The 16,492-nt window shown below is 39.6% G+C and carries 17 protein-coding genes; 9 read left to right on the top strand and 8 right to left on the bottom strand.

Going from position 1 to position 16,492, the window contains the following annotated elements:
* Positions 1-30: 30 nt before the first annotated feature.
* A complete protein-coding gene (locus tag GQR38_RS00945) occupies positions 31-873 on the top strand; it encodes a transporter substrate-binding domain-containing protein (RefSeq protein ID WP_165721491.1) in 843 nt (280 codons plus the stop codon).
* 84 nt (positions 874-957) lie between these two features.
* On the opposite strand, the gene GQR38_RS00940 is transcribed toward GQR38_RS00945, so the two are convergent.
* The 5 genes from GQR38_RS00940 to GQR38_RS00920 form a co-directional block, all read right to left on the bottom strand.
* Entirely contained in the window at positions 958-1,539 is a 582-nt protein-coding gene (locus tag GQR38_RS00940) for a YceI family protein (RefSeq protein WP_165721490.1), read from the bottom strand.
* A 1-nt stretch (position 1,540) separates the two neighbouring features.
* Positions 1,541-2,092 carry a cytochrome b gene (locus GQR38_RS00935; RefSeq protein ID WP_165721489.1) on the bottom strand — a complete coding sequence of 184 codons (552 nt, stop codon included), beginning with the start codon at positions 2,090-2,092 and terminating at the stop codon, positions 1,541-1,543.
* A gap of 145 nt (positions 2,093-2,237) precedes the next feature.
* Positions 2,238-3,074, bottom strand: a complete 837-nt coding sequence (locus GQR38_RS00930; RefSeq protein ID WP_165721488.1) for a ScpA family protein — start codon at positions 3,072-3,074, stop codon at positions 2,238-2,240.
* Positions 3,075-3,080: 6 nt separating this feature from the next.
* Complete coding sequence (locus GQR38_RS00925) at positions 3,081-3,701, bottom strand: L-threonylcarbamoyladenylate synthase (RefSeq protein ID WP_024590418.1); 621 nt, start codon at positions 3,699-3,701, stop codon at positions 3,081-3,083.
* Complete coding sequence (locus GQR38_RS00920) at positions 3,698-4,552, bottom strand: PHP domain-containing protein (protein WP_165721487.1); 855 nt, start codon at positions 4,550-4,552, stop codon at positions 3,698-3,700. Before GQR38_RS00920 ends, GQR38_RS00925 begins: the two co-directional genes overlap by 4 nt.
* A 463-nt stretch (positions 4,553-5,015) precedes the next feature.
* On the opposite strand from GQR38_RS00920, the gene GQR38_RS00915 reads away from it, so the two are divergent.
* The 6 genes from GQR38_RS00915 to trpA are packed head-to-tail and all read left to right on the top strand — an operon-like array spanning position 5,016 to position 11,604.
* On the top strand, positions 5,016-6,584 hold the full coding sequence (locus tag GQR38_RS00915; protein WP_165721486.1) for an anthranilate synthase component 1: 1,569 nt from the start codon (positions 5,016-5,018) through the stop codon (positions 6,582-6,584).
* Between the two features lies 1 nt (position 6,585).
* On the top strand, positions 6,586-7,188 hold the full coding sequence (locus GQR38_RS00910) for an aminodeoxychorismate/anthranilate synthase component II (RefSeq protein ID WP_007582498.1): 603 nt from the start codon (positions 6,586-6,588) through the stop codon (positions 7,186-7,188).
* Between the two features lie 11 nt (positions 7,189-7,199).
* Positions 7,200-8,237, top strand: coding sequence for an anthranilate phosphoribosyltransferase (gene trpD / locus GQR38_RS00905; RefSeq protein ID WP_165721485.1), 1,038 nt, complete (start codon positions 7,200-7,202; stop codon positions 8,235-8,237).
* A complete protein-coding gene (gene trpCF, locus GQR38_RS00900; protein ID WP_165721484.1) occupies positions 8,230-9,594 on the top strand; it encodes a bifunctional indole-3-glycerol-phosphate synthase TrpC/phosphoribosylanthranilate isomerase TrpF in 1,365 nt (454 codons plus the stop codon). The genes trpD and trpCF overlap by 8 nt, the downstream gene beginning before the upstream one ends.
* A gap of 7 nt (positions 9,595-9,601) precedes the next feature.
* The gene (gene trpB / locus GQR38_RS00895) at positions 9,602-10,786 is read left to right on the top strand and encodes a tryptophan synthase subunit beta (RefSeq protein WP_010554212.1); all 1,185 of its coding nucleotides are present in this window, start codon (positions 9,602-9,604) and stop codon (positions 10,784-10,786) included.
* Positions 10,783-11,604: a tryptophan synthase subunit alpha gene (gene trpA, locus GQR38_RS00890; protein WP_121954218.1), complete on the top strand. Its 822-nt coding sequence runs from the start codon at positions 10,783-10,785 to the stop codon at positions 11,602-11,604. Before trpB ends, trpA begins: the two co-directional genes overlap by 4 nt.
* A gap of 110 nt (positions 11,605-11,714) precedes the next feature.
* Here the strand turns inward: trpA and GQR38_RS00885 are convergent, their stop codons facing one another.
* Positions 11,715-12,293 (bottom strand): type 1 glutamine amidotransferase domain-containing protein, encoded by a 579-nt coding sequence (locus tag GQR38_RS00885; protein WP_165721483.1) that lies wholly within the window; start codon positions 12,291-12,293, stop codon positions 11,715-11,717.
* A gap of 464 nt (positions 12,294-12,757) precedes the next feature.
* A complete protein-coding gene (locus tag GQR38_RS00880; RefSeq protein ID WP_007375441.1) occupies positions 12,758-13,027 on the bottom strand; it encodes an HU family DNA-binding protein in 270 nt (89 codons plus the stop codon).
* Between the two features lie 191 nt (positions 13,028-13,218).
* Between GQR38_RS00880 and GQR38_RS00875 the strand changes: the two genes are divergently transcribed.
* Positions 13,219-13,794 (top strand): inner membrane-spanning protein YciB, encoded by a 576-nt coding sequence (locus tag GQR38_RS00875; RefSeq protein ID WP_165721482.1) that lies wholly within the window; start codon positions 13,219-13,221, stop codon positions 13,792-13,794.
* Between the two features lie 89 nt (positions 13,795-13,883).
* On the top strand, positions 13,884-14,525 hold the full coding sequence (locus GQR38_RS00870; protein ID WP_165721481.1) for a CPBP family intramembrane glutamic endopeptidase: 642 nt from the start codon (positions 13,884-13,886) through the stop codon (positions 14,523-14,525).
* A gap of 78 nt (positions 14,526-14,603) precedes the next feature.
* Here the strand turns inward: GQR38_RS00870 and GQR38_RS00865 are convergent, their stop codons facing one another.
* Positions 14,604-16,484, bottom strand: coding sequence for a hypothetical protein (locus tag GQR38_RS00865; protein ID WP_165721480.1), 1,881 nt, complete (start codon positions 16,482-16,484; stop codon positions 14,604-14,606).
* Positions 16,485-16,492 lie beyond the last annotated feature (8 nt).

The raw sequence follows: 16,492 nt of genomic DNA, 5'->3' as shown, positions 1-16,492 counted from the left end.
TTACAATAATAATTACTGGCAGCTGTTGTAATGCTCCGTATATTTTTAACTTTCTTACTTTTTTTCTGTCTGAGCTCAATAGGCAACGCTAGAACCATAAACTGGCTAGCGCACGATTTTGCACCCTATTATATTTTAAATGGTCAATATCAACACCAAGGCCGTGACGAAAGCATAATTTCATTACTTGAAAAACAACTTCCTAATATTACCTTTAACCGCATGCTTATCCCTTCAGGTAAAGTAATCCAAGAGCTATCTAATACTTCAAATAATGTTTGTGCGTTATCGCTTTATAAAAATGATTACAGAAAAGAGCATATTTATTTTACAGAGGAGAGCTCAACAACGGGCCTCTCGCCTTCAATAGCAATGCACAAAAGACTCGCCAAAGCGCTAAATATAGCGGAATCAAAAGAAGTATCACTATTAGATTTAATACAAGATAAAAAACTAACTCTTGGGATCTCTATGAGCCGCTCTTATGGCCAAGAGATAGATACATTGATAAACAGTACGCCTAATATAGATTTAGTAATTAGACCCACTCGCGATAGCCTAGCGAGCCTCACATATATGCTTAACCTAAAACGAATTGATATTTTGCTGGGTTACCCAAGCGAGCATTACTATTTAGCTAAATCAATGCACTTTGAAGAGAACTTAACGCAGCGTCCATTAACCGAATCACCCGCGTTAAGTTATGGTTTTATTGGCTGTACTAAAAACGAGCAAGGCGCAGAAGACATTGCTCTTCTTAATGAGCAGCTTAAAGTTATTAAAAAAACGCAGGCTTATAATGATTTACTCATGCGCTGGTTGCCCGAGCATTTAAGGCCGCTATTACAGTCACGTATTAATAGCGCAAAATAAGCAAATTCGAAGTCGCTTAATTTGAGTTTCTGTTAAGCAAAAAAAACGCCACAGTAAGTGGCGTTTTTATATTTAATAATGGTATTACTGACGAACGCCTTCTATTGATAAGATAATATCAACATGAGTAGATGCAGGTCCTAAGTTGTAATCAATACCGTAATCGGTAAGTTTAAGGCTGGTTTCGCCCTCAAAACCTATGCGGTAGCCGCCCCACGGATCTTTACCTTCGCCCACTTTATCTATTTCAAAAGTAATAGTGTTTGTTACGCCGTGCAGCGTAAACTCACCGGTTACATCAGCCTCTTCGCCGTCTTCATCAAATTTAATACTCGTGCTTTTAAATGTCGCTTTTGGGTATTTATCTACATTTAAAAAATCTTTACCATGTAAATGCTTATCGCGCTCTGCATGGTTAGAGTCAAGACTTGTGGTATCAATGTTTACCATAATTTTTGACGCATCAGGGTTTTTAGCATCGTAACTAAATGTGCCGTCAAAAGTATTAAAACGACCATATAACCAGCTGTAACCTAAGTGTTTAATTTTAAAGTTAACAGATGCGTGCCCGCCTTTTGTATCAATTACATAATCAGCTGCATTGGCGGCTGTTGCCGATAACATCATTGCAGCCGAAACGGCTGTGCTTACTAATAATTTTTTCATTTTAATCATCCTTTAATGGTTTGATCATTCTAATTAAGGTTTTATCTTTATCGATAAAGTGATGTTTTAACGCCCCTAGTGCATGCAATACTGCAAACCCGATTAATGTGCACGCGCCGTAATAATGTACTTTTCCTGCAATATCGGCTTGGTCATCAAAGGCAAAATCAAGCGCTGATACATTAAATAAAGTAAATACTTCTATTGGACGCCCGTCTGCGGTTGATATTAAATACCCTGCAACAACAATAACAGCCAAAATAATATACATAGCAATATGCGCCGTATGCGCTAATTGGTTCATGCCTTTACTCTCACCTAATGGCTTAGGTTGTGTAGATAAAGCACGCCATAAAACTCTAAATAAAAATACGGCCACAAGCGTAATACCAATACTCTTATGTAAATCGAGTGAACCTTTATACCAGCTATCGTAATAAGTAAGCTCAACCATATATAAACCTAAACCAAACAGGCCAAAAATAGTCAGCGCCATGAGCCAATGTAAAATAATAGCGACAAGTCCGTAAGATGAAGGTGTATTTTTAAACATGTGTAACTTCCTATAATGCTATGACGTTACAATATAGTGCACAGCCGTAAATGAAAATAACATTTACAAACACTTTACGTGCGTATACGCACAGAACTTTATTATTTAAAGTCAGTTTTGCAAATAGATGATTAAACAGATAAGTTTATAGGGTGGATTGTTCGCTTAAGCTGACATAAATTAAGCTCTCAGGGCTTACTTGCAAACAGGTAACAAGTCCTTCTTTAATAAGCTCAAGCATAGCTATAAAACTAACCACTACACCACTTCGCCTTTCATTTGGGGTAAAAAGCGCATTAAATACCACTGCCGAGTTTGCTTGCGATAGTTGCTGTAATATTTGGCTCATTCTCTCTCGGGTTGAGAGTACTTCAGCAGTAATTTGATGATGCTCAAACGTTTTTGCTCGCGCCATTACATCACTCAACGCCAGCATTAAGTCTTTAAGTTCAATATCGGGGAGGTTTTGACTTGTATCTTCACTTATTGGCATAGCGGCATGCGCTATAAAAATATCACGACCAACACGAGGAATATCGTCGAGGTTTTCGGCGGCTTGTTTAAATAGCTCATATTCTTGTAAACGCTTAATAAGCTCAGCGCGAGGATCTTCTTCCTCTTCAAGCTCTTCGTGTACAGGTAATAATAAGCGCGACTTAATTTGCGCAAGTAACGCAGCCATTACTAAATATTCACCAGCAAGTTCGAGCTGAAACTCGGTCATCATTTCTACATAACTTACGTACTGCTCTGTAATACTAAAAATAGAAAGTTCGAGTACATCAAGCTTATGCTTTTTAATTAAATAAAGCAGTAAATCGAGCGGGCCTTCAAAGGTTTCTAATATTATTTCGAGCGCGTCAGGTGGAATGTATAAATCTTCTGGTTTGTCTACAACCGCTTTACCATGCAAAAAAGCCAGTGGCAGCTTTTGCTGCACTGGCTTTTCAATTTTTTTTGTATTTGCAGTGCTTTCGCTCATTACTTATTATTCAAATGGGCTTGTATCACCACAGCCAACACGCAAAATCTTGACTTCATCTTCCGACAAATCGATTACCGTGGTTGCTTGCTCGGCTAAGTGGCCACCGTGAATAATTAAATCGACGTGTTTATCTAATCGCTCTAATATTTCATCAGGATCTGATTCTGTAAACTGCTCACCTGGTAAAATTAAAGAACACGACATTAACGGCTCACCAAGTTCGGCAAGCAACGCACAGGCTATTGGGTGTTCAATTACACGCATGCCAATGGTTTTTTTCTTGTCGTTTAATAAACGTTTAGGGACTTCTTTTGTGCCTTTAAAAATAAAGGTATATGGCCCTGGCGTATTATTTTTAATGAGTCTAAATAGCTGGTTATCTACGCGTGCATAAGTAGATAACTCCGATAAATCACGACAAACTAGCGTAAAATTATCGTTTTTTTCAATACCACGAATACGCTCTATGCGCTCTTTGGCTTGCTTATTACCAATGTTACAACCGATGGCGTAGCCCGAATCTGTAGGGTAAACAACAACGCCGCCTTGTTTAATAATATCAACGGCTTGACTAATTAGTCTCGGTTGCGGGTTATCAGGATGAATATGAAATAATTGACTCATGTTAATGCCCCTTCTTCTCCTTCCCAAGCTTGCCAAACACCTTGGCAGTCTTTTGGTAGGTATAAATTTTTGCCAAGCTCTAAATAGCTTGTCGGAAAATGAAAATCAGACCCTTGAGAGCAAAGTAGTTCGTACTCACGGCTGAGTTCACCTAAAAATTGACGTTCGCTTGGCGCCTGTTGAGGTTGTGCAACTTCCATTGCGTCCCCTCCTACACTTTTAAATTCTACTAATAATTTGCGTAGCCACTTGTTTGACATTTGATAGCTACTTGGATGCGCAAGTACAGCAACACCACCAGCGGCATGTATGGCCTCAATAGCGGTTTGCATGGTGCACCAGCAACTTGGTACGTAGCCTGTTTTGCCACGCCCTAAGTACTTTTTAAAAACACCCGGGAAATTTTTAGCAACACCGCGCTCAATAAGGGCGCGTGCAAAATGTGCACGCGTTATTTGCGCGTCTTTTGCCAGCTCTTTAGCTTGCTCGTAAATGCCATCAAAGCCATTTTTTGCAAGGCGAACACCAATCTCTAGTGCACGCTCTTCTCGCTTTTGCTGCTGAGCTGATAATAAAGAGGTAAGGTCAATATTATTAATATCAATATTTAAACCTACAATATGAATTTCGAAGCTTTCCCATTTAGTAGACACTTCGGTACCCGTTATTAATGAAAGCGGTAAGTTTTCTGCTTCAATAAGTTGCTGCGCAGGCTTAATAGCCGCCACAGTGTCATGATCGGTAATAGCAAACACATCAATATTTTTATCAACAGCGCGATGCAATAATTCTTCAACCGTTAAACGCCCGTCTGAATGTGTGGTATGGCTATGTAAATCATATTTTATCAAAAGAAAACTGCTTAAAATTAAGGGTTACTGGTGTTTATGTAAGTATAACAACTTTTTTGACTAAATTGTTTTAAATAAACACTTGACACAAAAGCATAAGATACGTTTTACTGTAGCCACTTTCAGACACATTAGAATTAACAATAATGATCAATTCAAACTTAAACACTATTTGGTGGTGGCACTCGTAATTATCGGGTGATGAATTGTCGTGTCTAACAAAAATTCAAAACCCGCAACTATGCGGGTTTTTTTATAACTAAATTTTACGAAACGTATACGTTAAAAATATTTAATAAATTTTGAGGCAGAAAAACATGAATAACGGTCTTACTCTTACACATCGTTGGTGGTGGCGCCTGATATAGCGGGACGGTAATGATCTGTTTGTAATTTAGATATCGTTATTCAAACCCCGCATTGCTAAAGCATTGCGGGGTTTAATTTTTTGAGGGAATGAGGTTTGATTTTTAGTCATATAACTACCACACCAGGCGAAGTAACAAGCATTACGCAAGTACGCGACTATATTAGTAGTCCTCTTGCATTATACGCGGCACTTGATAAGCCTAACTCACTACTGCTTGAATCGGCTGAGATTGATTCTAAAGACAGTGTTAAAAGTTTAATTTTAGTCGACTGTGCCCTGCGCATCGTATGCCAAGGTAAAACAGTTACTATTACTGCTCAATCTAATAATGGGCAACAGCTTCTAAGCTACTTGCAGGCAAATGTTAAAAGCTGTGATGCCACTTTAGACGGCGCAACACTTACCCTGTGTTATTTAGACACTAGCGGCGATACTGACGAAGCAAGTAAACTAATTGCAGATAATGCATTTAGCGCCCTTCGTACTTGTATTAACAGTATAAAAAGCACAACTAACAATCCATTTTCGTTATTTTTAGGCGGTGTATTTGCCTACGATATGGTAGCAAACTTTGAGCAGTTAAGTGATGTACCAGATGGCGAAAATACCTGCCCAGATTACGTATTTTATTTAGCCGAAACCTTAGTTGTTATTGATCATCAAAAACAAACAACCGAACTCATTGGTAATGTATTTAACGGCCCAGACGTACACGCTAACTGCTTTGAAGTAGGTAAAGAGCTAGAGCGCTTAAATACGCTGTGCGATAACGCTTCAGAATTTAGTGCGGATATGCAAAGTGGACAATGTGAGGTAAGCGTTGATATTGACGATGACACTTACTGCGAGCAAGTGGTTAAGCTTAAAAAGAATATTGTAGACGGTGATATTTTTCAGGTAGTGCCGTCGCGTACATTTTCACTACCTTGTCCTGATCCTCTGCACGCTTATAGCCAGCTTAAAAAGCAAAACCCAAGTCCGTATATGTTTTATATGCGCGATGAAGACTTTGCTTTATTTGGCGCATCGCCTGAATCAGCACTTAAATACACAGTGCAATCTCAGCAAGTTGAAGTATACCCAATTGCTGGCACTCGCCCACGTGGCAAATTTGCTAATGGGCAAATAAACCCAGACCTAGACAGCCGCATTGAGCTTGAACTTAGAAACGATCAAAAAGAGCGCGCCGAGCATTTAATGCTTGTCGATTTAGCCCGTAACGACGTAGCACGTATTAGTGTTGCAGGTACTCGTTTTGCCAAAGAGCTATTAAAAGTAGACCGCTATTCACAGGTAATGCATTTAGTATCGCGCGTTGTAGGCACATTAAAACCCGAGCTTGATGCACTGCATGCTTACCAAGCGTGTATGAACATGGGCACGCTTGTTGGTGCACCAAAGGTTCGTGCTGCTGAGCTTGTTCGTCAAACTGAAGGGAAGCGCCGTGGCAGCTATGGCGGCGCAGTAGGTTACTTAACCGGTGATGGCGCAATGGATAGCTGTATTGTTATTCGCTCAGCTTTTGTTAAAAATAACAAAGCGTATGTGCAAGCAGGTGCCGGTGTGGTGTTTGACTCAGATCCTATTTCAGAAGCAAACGAAACTCGCGCTAAAGCACAAGCGGTTATCACCGCCATAAAATCTACGTATAAGGCGGTATAGAATGAGTAAAGCGAATCCTATTAAAATCTATTTTTTAGATAACTTTGACTCATTTACATATAACCTTGTTGATGAGCTAACGATGCTTGGCTGCGAACTGGTTGTTTACAGAAACAACATTAGCGCTGAGGTTATTTTTAACAAAATGCGCCAAGAGCAAGGCCAAGTGCTATTAGTACTTTCGCCAGGCCCTGGAACACCAAGCGATGCAGGCTGTTTAATGGAGCTTATTGAGCTCTCTAAAGGCCACTTCCCAATGCTAGGCATTTGTTTAGGCCAACAAGCATTAACACAAAGTTACGGTGGAGTAATCGGTCACGCGGGTGAAACCGTACATGGTAAGTCTTCAATTATTAATTTAGGCGAGCACCCTGTATTTGATGGTATGGGAAATACAATGCCTGTGGCACGTTACCATTCATTAATGGCAACAAAAGTGCCTGATAATATTGAGGTTATTGCCCAGTACGAAGATATCCCTATGGCTATTTATCATCATGATGACAACGCATTGGGTTACCAGTTTCATCCAGAATCAATACTAACGCCAAACGGCGCAATGCTACTTCAGCAAAGTGTCGCTTACTTAACACGCGCTAAATAAAAGAGGACATTATGAGTACACAACCAGAACAACCCATAAATGTTCAACACGCTATTGAGCAACTAATTACGGGGCAATCATTAAGCTACGCAGACGCCAAAGCGCTTTTTGATGAAATAATGCAAGGTAACATGAGTGAAATTGAGCTAACCGCCCTACTTATAAGCCTTAAAATTAAAGGCGAAGTAAGCGACGAGATTGCAGGCGCTGCAGCCTCAATGCGCGAAAACGCCGTTGCTTTTACTACCAGCAGTACGCAACTTGCCGATAGCTGTGGCACTGGTGGCGATGGCTCAAACACAATTAATATAAGTACAACGGCTGCAATTGTTGCCGCTGCTGCTGGTATTAACATGGTAAAACATGGTAATCGCAGTGTATCGAGTAATTCAGGCTCAGCCGATTTACTCAAAGCCCTGGGCATTAATATAGATATGAGCCCAGAGCAAGCAGCAAAATGTCTTGAGCAAACCAATTTTACCTTTTTGTTTGCACCGCACTATCACAGTGGCGTACGCCATGCGATGGGCGTACGAACATCGCTTAAAACACGCACTATTTTTAATATTTTAGGTCCGCTTGCTAACCCTGCAGCACCTGAAGTGCAATTGTTAGGTGTGTATAACGAAGCGTTGTGTATGCCAATGGCACAAACACTTAAAACCCTTGGCACAAAGCGCGCTATGATTGTTCACGGCTCGGGCACTGACGAAATAGCCCTACACGGCCCAACAATGGTAGTTGAGCTAAATAATGGCGAGATTACGCAGTACACACTAAACCCAAGCGACTTTGACCTTGCAAACTATTCACTTGAACAACTCGCTGGTGAAGGCCCACAATACAACGCAAATGCTAGCCTCGCCATCTTGCAAGGCAAAGGCACAGATGCACATAATGCTGCTATTGTGGTTAACGTAGCTGCCCTTTTATACCTAACAGGTAAAGCAGAAACGTTAAAAGAAGGGGCAAAACAAGTACAAACATTATTAAGTTCAGGGCAAGCCATGAACACACTAAGTGCAATTATTGAGGTAAGTAATGGCTAATGTATTAGACAAAATTGTTGCTGATAAAAAATTAGAACTAATTGAAAGAAAAGCTGCGCGCCCGCTTGAAAGCTTTAGGCATCTTGCAGTGCCTACAAGTCGTAGCTTTTATAAAGCACTTGCAGCACCTGGCACTCAGTTTATTTTAGAGTGTAAAAAAGCATCGCCTTCAAAAGGGTTAATTAGAAACCCATTTGATTTAACTGAAATTACTTCAGTTTATAAAAAATATGCTACCTGCATGAGTGTGTTAACTGATGCTAAATATTTTCAAGGCAGCTTTGACTACCTCGAATTTGTGCGCAGCCAAGTAGAACAACCGCTTATCTGTAAAGACTTTTTTATAGACGAGTACCAAGTGTATATGGCACGTATTTATGGTGGTGACGCTATATTACTGATGCTTTCGGTACTCGATGACGAAAGCTATAAAGCACTGCATGCTGTTGCCGATTCACTTAATATGTCGGTGTTAACCGAAGTAAGTAATGAAGAAGAAGTACACCGCGCACTTGCACTTGATGCACAAATTATTGGTATTAATAACCGCGATTTACGCGATTTAAGCACCGATTTAGCCACTACTGAAAAACTACGAAAGCTTATTCCGGCTGATAAAGTGGTTATTTCGGAATCGGGTATTTACACCCATCAAGACGTAAAACGTTTAGCTCCATTATGCGATGGCTTCTTAATTGGCAGCTCACTTATGGGCGAGCGTGATTTAGAGCAAGCATGTCGCCGTGTTATTTTAGGCGACAATAAAGTATGTGGTTTAACACGTAGCCAAGATGCACAAGCGGCATATCAAAACGGTGCTGTTTATGGTGGTTTAATTTTTCATCCTAAATCGCCTCGCTATGTCGATTTAGATTGTGCAAGAGAGCTGAGCCAAAGCGCACCACTTAACTTTGTTGGTGTATTTGTAGATGCTCCCATTGAGCAAGTTGCTCAATACGCAAGTGTGCTAAAATTAGCGGCAGTTCAATTACATGGCCAAGAAAGTGACGATTACATTGCTGCGCTGCGTACACAACTTCCAACTAATTGCGAAATTTGGAAAGCCCAAGCAATAAAAGATGCATTGCCAACGCCTGTAAATGGGGTTGATCGACACCTTTACGATACGCACAGTGATACACAAGCTGGCGGTACTGGTAAAGCATTTGATTGGTCGGTGCTTAGCGGCGCAACTACACCATTTATGCTCGCTGGAGGCTTAAATCCAGACAATATTAAAGATGCGCTTTTTAAAGGTGCCTTAGGCCTTGACTTAAACTCAGGCGTTGAAGAATCTGCGGGTAAAAAGTGCCCTAACAAGTTACATAATGCTTTCACAAGCATCAGAAATTATTGAGGTTAAAATGCAAAATCCAGCTTATTTTGGCGAGTTTGGCGGTATGTTTGTACCCGAGTTACTTGTCCCTGCGCTTAAGCAGTTAGAAAATGAATTTAACAAAGCACAAAAAGATCCTGAGTTTCAGGCAGAGCTAAGTAAATTATTAAACGAGTATGCGGGTCGTCCTACCCCACTTACTTTAACGCGCAATTTAGTTAAAAATCCAAAAGTAAAACTGTACCTAAAGCGTGAAGACTTACTACACGGCGGCGCACATAAAACAAACCAAGTACTTGGTCAGGCGTTACTTACTAAGCGTATGGGTAAAAAACAAGTTATTGCTGAAACAGGTGCCGGTCAACACGGTGTTGCAACAGCGCTTGCATGTGCCTTACTGGGTTTAAAATGTCGTATTTATATGGGCGCAAAAGACGTTGAACGTCAGCAACCTAACGTATTTAGAATGAAGTTAATGGGCGCAGAAGTTATTCCGGTAACAGCGGGTTCTGGCACATTAAAAGATGCAGTAAATGAAGCGCTGCGTGACTGGTCAGCAAATTACCAAGACGCACATTACCTACTAGGTACAGCTGCGGGTCCTCACCCATTCCCAACAATTGTACGCGAGTATCAAAAAATTATTGGTGAAGAAGCTAAGCAACAAGTACTTAAAGCAGAAGGTCGTTTACCTGACGCTGTTATTGCCTGTGTTGGTGGTGGTTCAAACGCAATTGGTATGTTTACTGACTTTATTGACGAGCCAGGCGTTAAATTAATTGGTGTTGAGCCTGCTGGTAAAGGGCTTGATACAAATGAGCACGGTGCAACAATTTGTAAAGGCACAAAAGGCATATTGCACGGTACTTATACGTACATTATGCAAAATGATGATGGCCAAATTGAAGAGTCTTACTCTGTATCAGCGGGTCTTGATTACCCAGCTGTTGGTCCTCAACATGCATTTTTACACGAAACTGGTCGCGCTCAATACGTGGGTATTACCGATACAGAAGCGCTTGATGCGTTTCAATCGCTTGCTAAAAATGAAGGAATTATTCCGGCACTTGAATCAAGCCATGCGTTAGCTTATGCCCTTAAGTACGCAGAGGAGCTAACCGAGGAAAGTGTTATAGTGATTAATTTAAGTGGTCGTGGCGATAAAGATTTAGCACACGTTCACAATGTACTAACTGAAAGAGGTCAGCTATGAGCCAAGTAAAAACGGATCGTTACGGCAAAATGTTTGCAGCGCTTAACGAGCAAAAACAAGGTGCGTTTGTACCATTTGTAACGATTGGCGACCCAGGTAAAGAGCAAAGTATTGCGATTATTAAAAGTCTAATTGACGGCGGCGCTGATGCGCTTGAACTTGGTATTCCGTTTTCAGACCCAATTGCAGATGGTCCAGTAATTCAAAAAGCTAATATTCGCGCCCTCGATGTGCACATTAATACACAAGATTGCTTTGATATTATTAAAGAAATACGTGAGTATAATGCCGATATTCCAATTGGCTTATTATTGTATTCAAACCTTGTGTTTAAACGCGGTATAGAAGCATTTTATAAAGATGCAAAAGCAGTAGGCGTAGACTCAATTTTAGTGGCTGATGTGCCTCTGCATGAATCTAAAATGTTTAGAAAGTCAGCAATGGATAACGGTGTAGACCCAATTTTTATTGCAACACCAAATGCAGATGACGACACACTTCGCCAGTGTGCCTCTTACGGTCGTGGTTATACGTATTTACTATCGCGCGCAGGTGTTACCGGTACCGATACTAAAGCACAAATGCCTGCTGGTAATATTGTTACTAAATTAAAAGAATACCATGCAGCCCCTGCTCTTTTAGGGTTTGGTATTTCAACGCCAGATGATGTAAAAGCGGCTCTTAATGCAGGAGCAGCCGGTGCTATTTCAGGCTCTGCCGTGGTTAAAATTATTGAAGCTAACCTTAATGATTTACCTGTAATGACCGCGCATCTAAAAGCTTTTGTAGCCGATATGAAAGCAGCTACATCGCTATAATCTAACTAGGGCGTGTTTTATACGCATTAAAAAAAGGGCATTTAAAATGCCCTTTTTTGTTTTTTAAAATCAAACGCTGTATCAATAACCAAACGTTTTAAAAAAGAAAATTAGTGAGCTTGGTGTTTACCCTCTAAAATCTCTTCAATAAATTTAGCATTAAATGCTTCTAAATCGGCTGGGCTTCGGCTTGTTACTAAGCCTTTATCTACACATACTTCTTGGTCGACCCAATTAGCGCCTGCATTAATTAAATCGCTTTTAATACTTGGAAAAGAGGTAATGGTGCGGTCGCGCAATTTATTAATTTCAGCTAGTAACCACGGTGCATGGCAAATTGCAGCAACGGGTTTATTTTTTTCTGCGCCAAAAAAGCCATCAATAAAGGCTTTAGCATCTTTATCTTGGCGTAAACTGTCTGGGTTAAATAAACCACCAGGAAGCATAAGCGCGTCATAGTCAGCGGGATCCGCGTTTGTAACTAGTTTATCTACTGTTACTTTATCGCCCCACTTGTCTTCATCCCAGCCCGTAATTTGGCCTTCTTTAATTGATACTATTTCGATGTCTGCACCGGCATCAAGTAATGCGCTGCGTGGAGATAAAAGCTCACTTTGCTCAAATCCATCAGTGGCTAAAATTGCAATTTTTTTGCCTTGTAAACGTGTGCTTGTTTGTAATGTACTCATTGAGATCTCCTTATTTGATACCAACCTGCATAAATATTTAAGCAATTTAACGAATTAAATCGCACTATAACGTCGTTAAAAACCTTTCATTTAGAACAACTAAATACGAAAAATTTTTGCCTAGTTCTAGCGTGATTTTCTTAACGCTCAATAGACCCCATATATAAGCAGATTGGTATTGTTTAAAAATATGTTCGAAACACACAGTTAAACAGCATAATGCATGCCGATAACAAGCAATTGAAAATAAAGGATTTAATGTAAGTGGGATTTATAATGCCATGTAAATCATTTAGAGATTATGAATAATCTACATAGGTGCGAATTTATTTCCAGCTCATATAATTTAAAGCCACCAAACGCGAGGTATAAAACCTCACCTACAACATATACCCGTAGGTGCGAATTTACTTCGCGCTCATGTAACTTATCTATCAATACGGGGTTTAAAACCTTAAATAGAATTAAAGTAGATCTTTTAACGCTTTAGCAGGCTTAAAAACCGCTTTATTAGCGCCTTCTATTTCAATTGCAGCACCTGTTTGCGGGTTACGTCCAGTACGCGCTGGGTAATAACTTAGTGCAAACGTACCAAAGCCATTTATTTGAACCTGATCACCCTCAGAAAGCGATTTAGTAATTACTTTTTGCAAGCTTGAAAGTGCCGCTTGAGAATCTTTTTTTGTTAATTCACTTTTGTGTGCAATGGCAGCAACGAGTTCTGCTTTATTCATTTTAGGCTCCTAAATACACGCCAAATCAGTGTTGGTTAAGCGTGGGAATATGATGATATAAAAAATACCAAACCAAATTGGCAATAAAGCCACGCAGGCTAAGGGTTACAGGGCAACAAGTCAACCTTGTAGTTGTTAAGCTTTATGTGGTAAAAAGCCTTTGACTCTTTTTTGTATAATTTAGGTAAGCTATGCACGCATTAATTGAATACATCCCACTCATACTGTTTTTTGCAGTTTTTAAGCTAGTCGATATTTACTGGGCTACCGGTTTATTAATGGCCACTACGCTCATTCAAGTTGCTTATAGCTACTTTAAACATGGAGCTGTGCCTACTCGTCAGTGGATATTTTTTGGCATTGCTGCTGTGTTTGGTACGTTAACGCTGGTACTTCATGATGAGCAATACATAAAATGGAAAGCAACACTCATATACGCAGGTTTAAGTTTAGCGTTACTTGTTAGCCGTTATGTACTTAAAAAAAATCTCGTTAAAAAAGCGCTTAGTTCAATTCTCGAAAACGCTAACGATACAAAACAAGCTATTGTTGTTCCAGAGCCATTATGGGATAAGCTTAACTTAATGTGGGTTGCTATTACTGCTGGTATCGCTGGGCTGAATATTTATATTGCGTATAACTTTTCGCTCGACTTTTGGGTCAACTTTAAAGTATTTGGTTTAATGGGTATTACCTTTGTGAGTATTTTTGCCACTATTATTGCCTTGTACAAATACCTCCCTAGTGAAGAAGAACCTGCAAAATAATTTTATAGATCACTTTGTAGATTACTAATCTCGTCATAAAAATGTCGTCTTAGCTTGATAGCTTATTAAAAAAACAAGTTGAGACGACCTTGAACGCCAATCAATATCGCTGGTTTGAATTTACCCTTATTTTTGTATTACTCCCCTTGTTGGGTTTTGGATTACGCGAGCATTTAGCTAACTGGCTTATTCCTGCGCTTATTATTTTAATGAGCGTGTGTTGTATGTTGCTACTGGGCGATCCGCATTTTAAACGTTTTAGGCTTACAAGCCTTGGGCAATTTTCTGCTGTTAAAAAACGTGTGTTTAGCTTCTTTTTTTTAGGTGCGCTGTTCTCGGGTATGTTTTACGGGATTATTCATCAGGGCAACTGGTTTACCCTTCCCCGCAACTCGTTTAATGATTGGCTTTTACTGTTGTTGCTCTACCCAATACTGTCGGTTATTCCTCAAGAGTTAATATTCAGAACGTATTTTTTTCATCGTTATAAACGCATCATGCCCAAAAAAGCAGTGCGTATTGTAGTTAGTGCAAGTGTATTTGCGTTGGCGCATATTGTGTATGCAAATTGGATTGCAGTAGCCTTAGCATTTTTAGGTGGCTTACTGTTTGCTTATACCTATGCACAAAGCCGCTCAACCGTCGTGTGTGTTATTGAGCATAGTTTATGGGGGATATGGATGTTTACACTCGGGATCGGCAGCTACCTTGATTCAGGCGCATTTAACTAATATAACAAGCATTAAAAAATCCGATACTAGAAAACTAATATCGGATTTTGAATATTTCTAAAACCACTTAACTAATGGTTAAAATAACGATTCAAACTCACCATTTGGAAATAAAACACCAGGAATACCACGTACTGCAGTAACATCAGCTAGTTTAGTATCACCAAAATATAAACCGCCACTGTAATTACGGCCCTTTTGCTTTACATCTAACCAACGTCCATTTTCGCCTTTCGCTATTAGATTAATGTTGCCACTAACATCACGAATACGTAAATCTAACGCACGGTTTTTTATGCTAACAAATATATCTGTAGAGGTAAGTTCTGATAAGTTTTCAACATCGCCCACGTAAGCAAACTTAAAATCGCTTGCACCACTCAACGGAAAATCTAATTCAAAAGTAAATGCTAAATCGTCATTATCTTCACCAATAAAAGGCGAAGCCTCTACTGCAGTGATATGAAATGCAGTGTCTTGAATGTCACTTACGTAATCACCATTAAAATCAAAAGTAGATAACGTCGTAGACTCTTCACCTAATGAATTAACAAAGCGATTTAAGTTTAGTGATAAGTCACCTTCAAGTTTACCAGCGGCTTTATTGATAATTACATTGGTAGTTACCTGTGTAATACCTGTGTCGGCTTCTGGATTTAATTCACTTTGAGCATCTATACCATCAAACTGAATTAGCAACTCACTTACATCTACACTTAATACCGTAGCACCATTTGTGACTGTTGCGCTCATTACACCTTCAATTTTATTACCTAATACACCACTTACTCTAAATGTTGGAATTGATAAATCAATTGTTATAGGTAAATCATCATATGTGCCAGTTATAGCCCAAGTATAAGGTGATTGGCTGTAATCAATATCTAAGTCACGAAGTTTATATTGTCCTGATGGTGTAGAGCCATCAGCTAGTGGTGAATAATTTGTAATAACTTCGTTTAAAGCATTAGTAAGTGCATCAAGGGTTCTTTGTGTGTCTTCATCAAACGCACTTTCAAGCTCAGCAAATTTTACGTCTAATTCATCTGAATAGCTTTTTTCTTGAAGTCTTGCAGCACCTATAATATTTCGTGTATCAACAAGTAACTCTCTAGAATCTAAGCTTTGAGCTTCTGTTGAGCGAGCCTGCCAATTTGTAAATGTAGTTACACTTGCAATTGTTTGCTTAACTTGACCAGCTACATTTTGCAGCAAAGCATTACCTTGGTCGCTAAATAAGTTATCTGTAACATACTGCGCTGCTAAATCGCTATAATCTTGCCATGCTTGCTGGTCAGTCTCTAAGTTAGTAAATGCATTAAAAGCACTTTCAACACTAAACGTACTATCAGCAACACCAGCTAAAATTGCCGCATAAGTAAATGCATTAGTAACCATTTCTGCTTCAACACTTGCATTTAAATTGCTGTGCGTTAAATGATAAAAAGGCGTGGCTGATAAACTAGCTTGCGTAGCACTAAAGCCTTCATCTGTAATTGCTTTACTCAATGGCGATAAATAAACCGTATTTACACCTGGTGCACTAAATGCATCTGCTTTGTAATTAAGAGTAACGGCTGTCAATTCTTGGTAGTCTATTAAACGGTTTGCGTTTAAGTCATTTACATCACCACGAACTGTTCTGCCACAACCTGTAAAGCGAGGACAAGGTAGAGCAGTATCACTCGGTATAAACTCAAAACTATTAAAAGTAAGTGGAGTTACACTTACACTCGCAGTATTGATGTTTTCAACTTCAATTGATTCTTGCACCACCCCGTCGCTATCTAAAACATTAAGCGTGCCCTGTGGTGATTGCCAATTAGATACATAAAAACTCACAGAAGAAGATGTAGCAATCTCACTCACTGCAACAGACTCTGAACTGTCACTGTCTGATGAAGAACCACAACCTACCAATGCAATAGCTACCCCTAAGGGTATAATTTGTTTTAACATCTTCATTC

The organism is Pseudoalteromonas sp. c7(2019) (genome assembly GCF_011378625.1).
Taxonomy (GTDB): Bacteria; Pseudomonadota; Gammaproteobacteria; order Enterobacterales; family Alteromonadaceae; genus Pseudoalteromonas; species Pseudoalteromonas arctica.
Note: the sequence above shows the minus strand (reverse complement) of the source record. Positions and strands in the feature narration are given on the sequence as shown.

Coding starts and splice junctions, on each gene's coding strand:
- GQR38_RS00945 (WP_165721491.1), top strand. CDS start 31: ATGCTCCGTATATTTTTAACTTTCTTACTTTTTTTCTGTCTGAGCTCA.
- GQR38_RS00940 (WP_165721490.1), bottom strand. CDS start 1,539: ATGAAAAAATTATTAGTAAGCACAGCCGTTTCGGCTGCAATGATGTTA.
- GQR38_RS00935 (WP_165721489.1), bottom strand. CDS start 2,092: ATGTTTAAAAATACACCTTCATCTTACGGACTTGTCGCTATTATTTTA.
- GQR38_RS00930 (WP_165721488.1), bottom strand. CDS start 3,074: ATGAGCGAAAGCACTGCAAATACAAAAAAAATTGAAAAGCCAGTGCAG.
- GQR38_RS00925 (WP_024590418.1), bottom strand. CDS start 3,701: ATGAGTCAATTATTTCATATTCATCCTGATAACCCGCAACCGAGACTA.
- GQR38_RS00910 (WP_007582498.1), top strand. CDS start 6,586: ATGAGTAAAGCGAATCCTATTAAAATCTATTTTTTAGATAACTTTGAC.
- trpD (WP_165721485.1), top strand. CDS start 7,200: ATGAGTACACAACCAGAACAACCCATAAATGTTCAACACGCTATTGAG.
- trpCF (WP_165721484.1), top strand. CDS start 8,230: ATGGCTAATGTATTAGACAAAATTGTTGCTGATAAAAAATTAGAACTA.
- trpB (WP_010554212.1), top strand. CDS start 9,602: ATGCAAAATCCAGCTTATTTTGGCGAGTTTGGCGGTATGTTTGTACCC.
- trpA (WP_121954218.1), top strand. CDS start 10,783: ATGAGCCAAGTAAAAACGGATCGTTACGGCAAAATGTTTGCAGCGCTT.
- GQR38_RS00885 (WP_165721483.1), bottom strand. CDS start 12,293: ATGAGTACATTACAAACAAGCACACGTTTACAAGGCAAAAAAATTGCA.
- GQR38_RS00880 (WP_007375441.1), bottom strand. CDS start 13,027: ATGAATAAAGCAGAACTCGTTGCTGCCATTGCACACAAAAGTGAATTA.
- GQR38_RS00875 (WP_165721482.1), top strand. CDS start 13,219: ATGCACGCATTAATTGAATACATCCCACTCATACTGTTTTTTGCAGTT.
- GQR38_RS00865 (WP_165721480.1), bottom strand. CDS start 16,484: ATGTTAAAACAAATTATACCCTTAGGGGTAGCTATTGCATTGGTAGGT.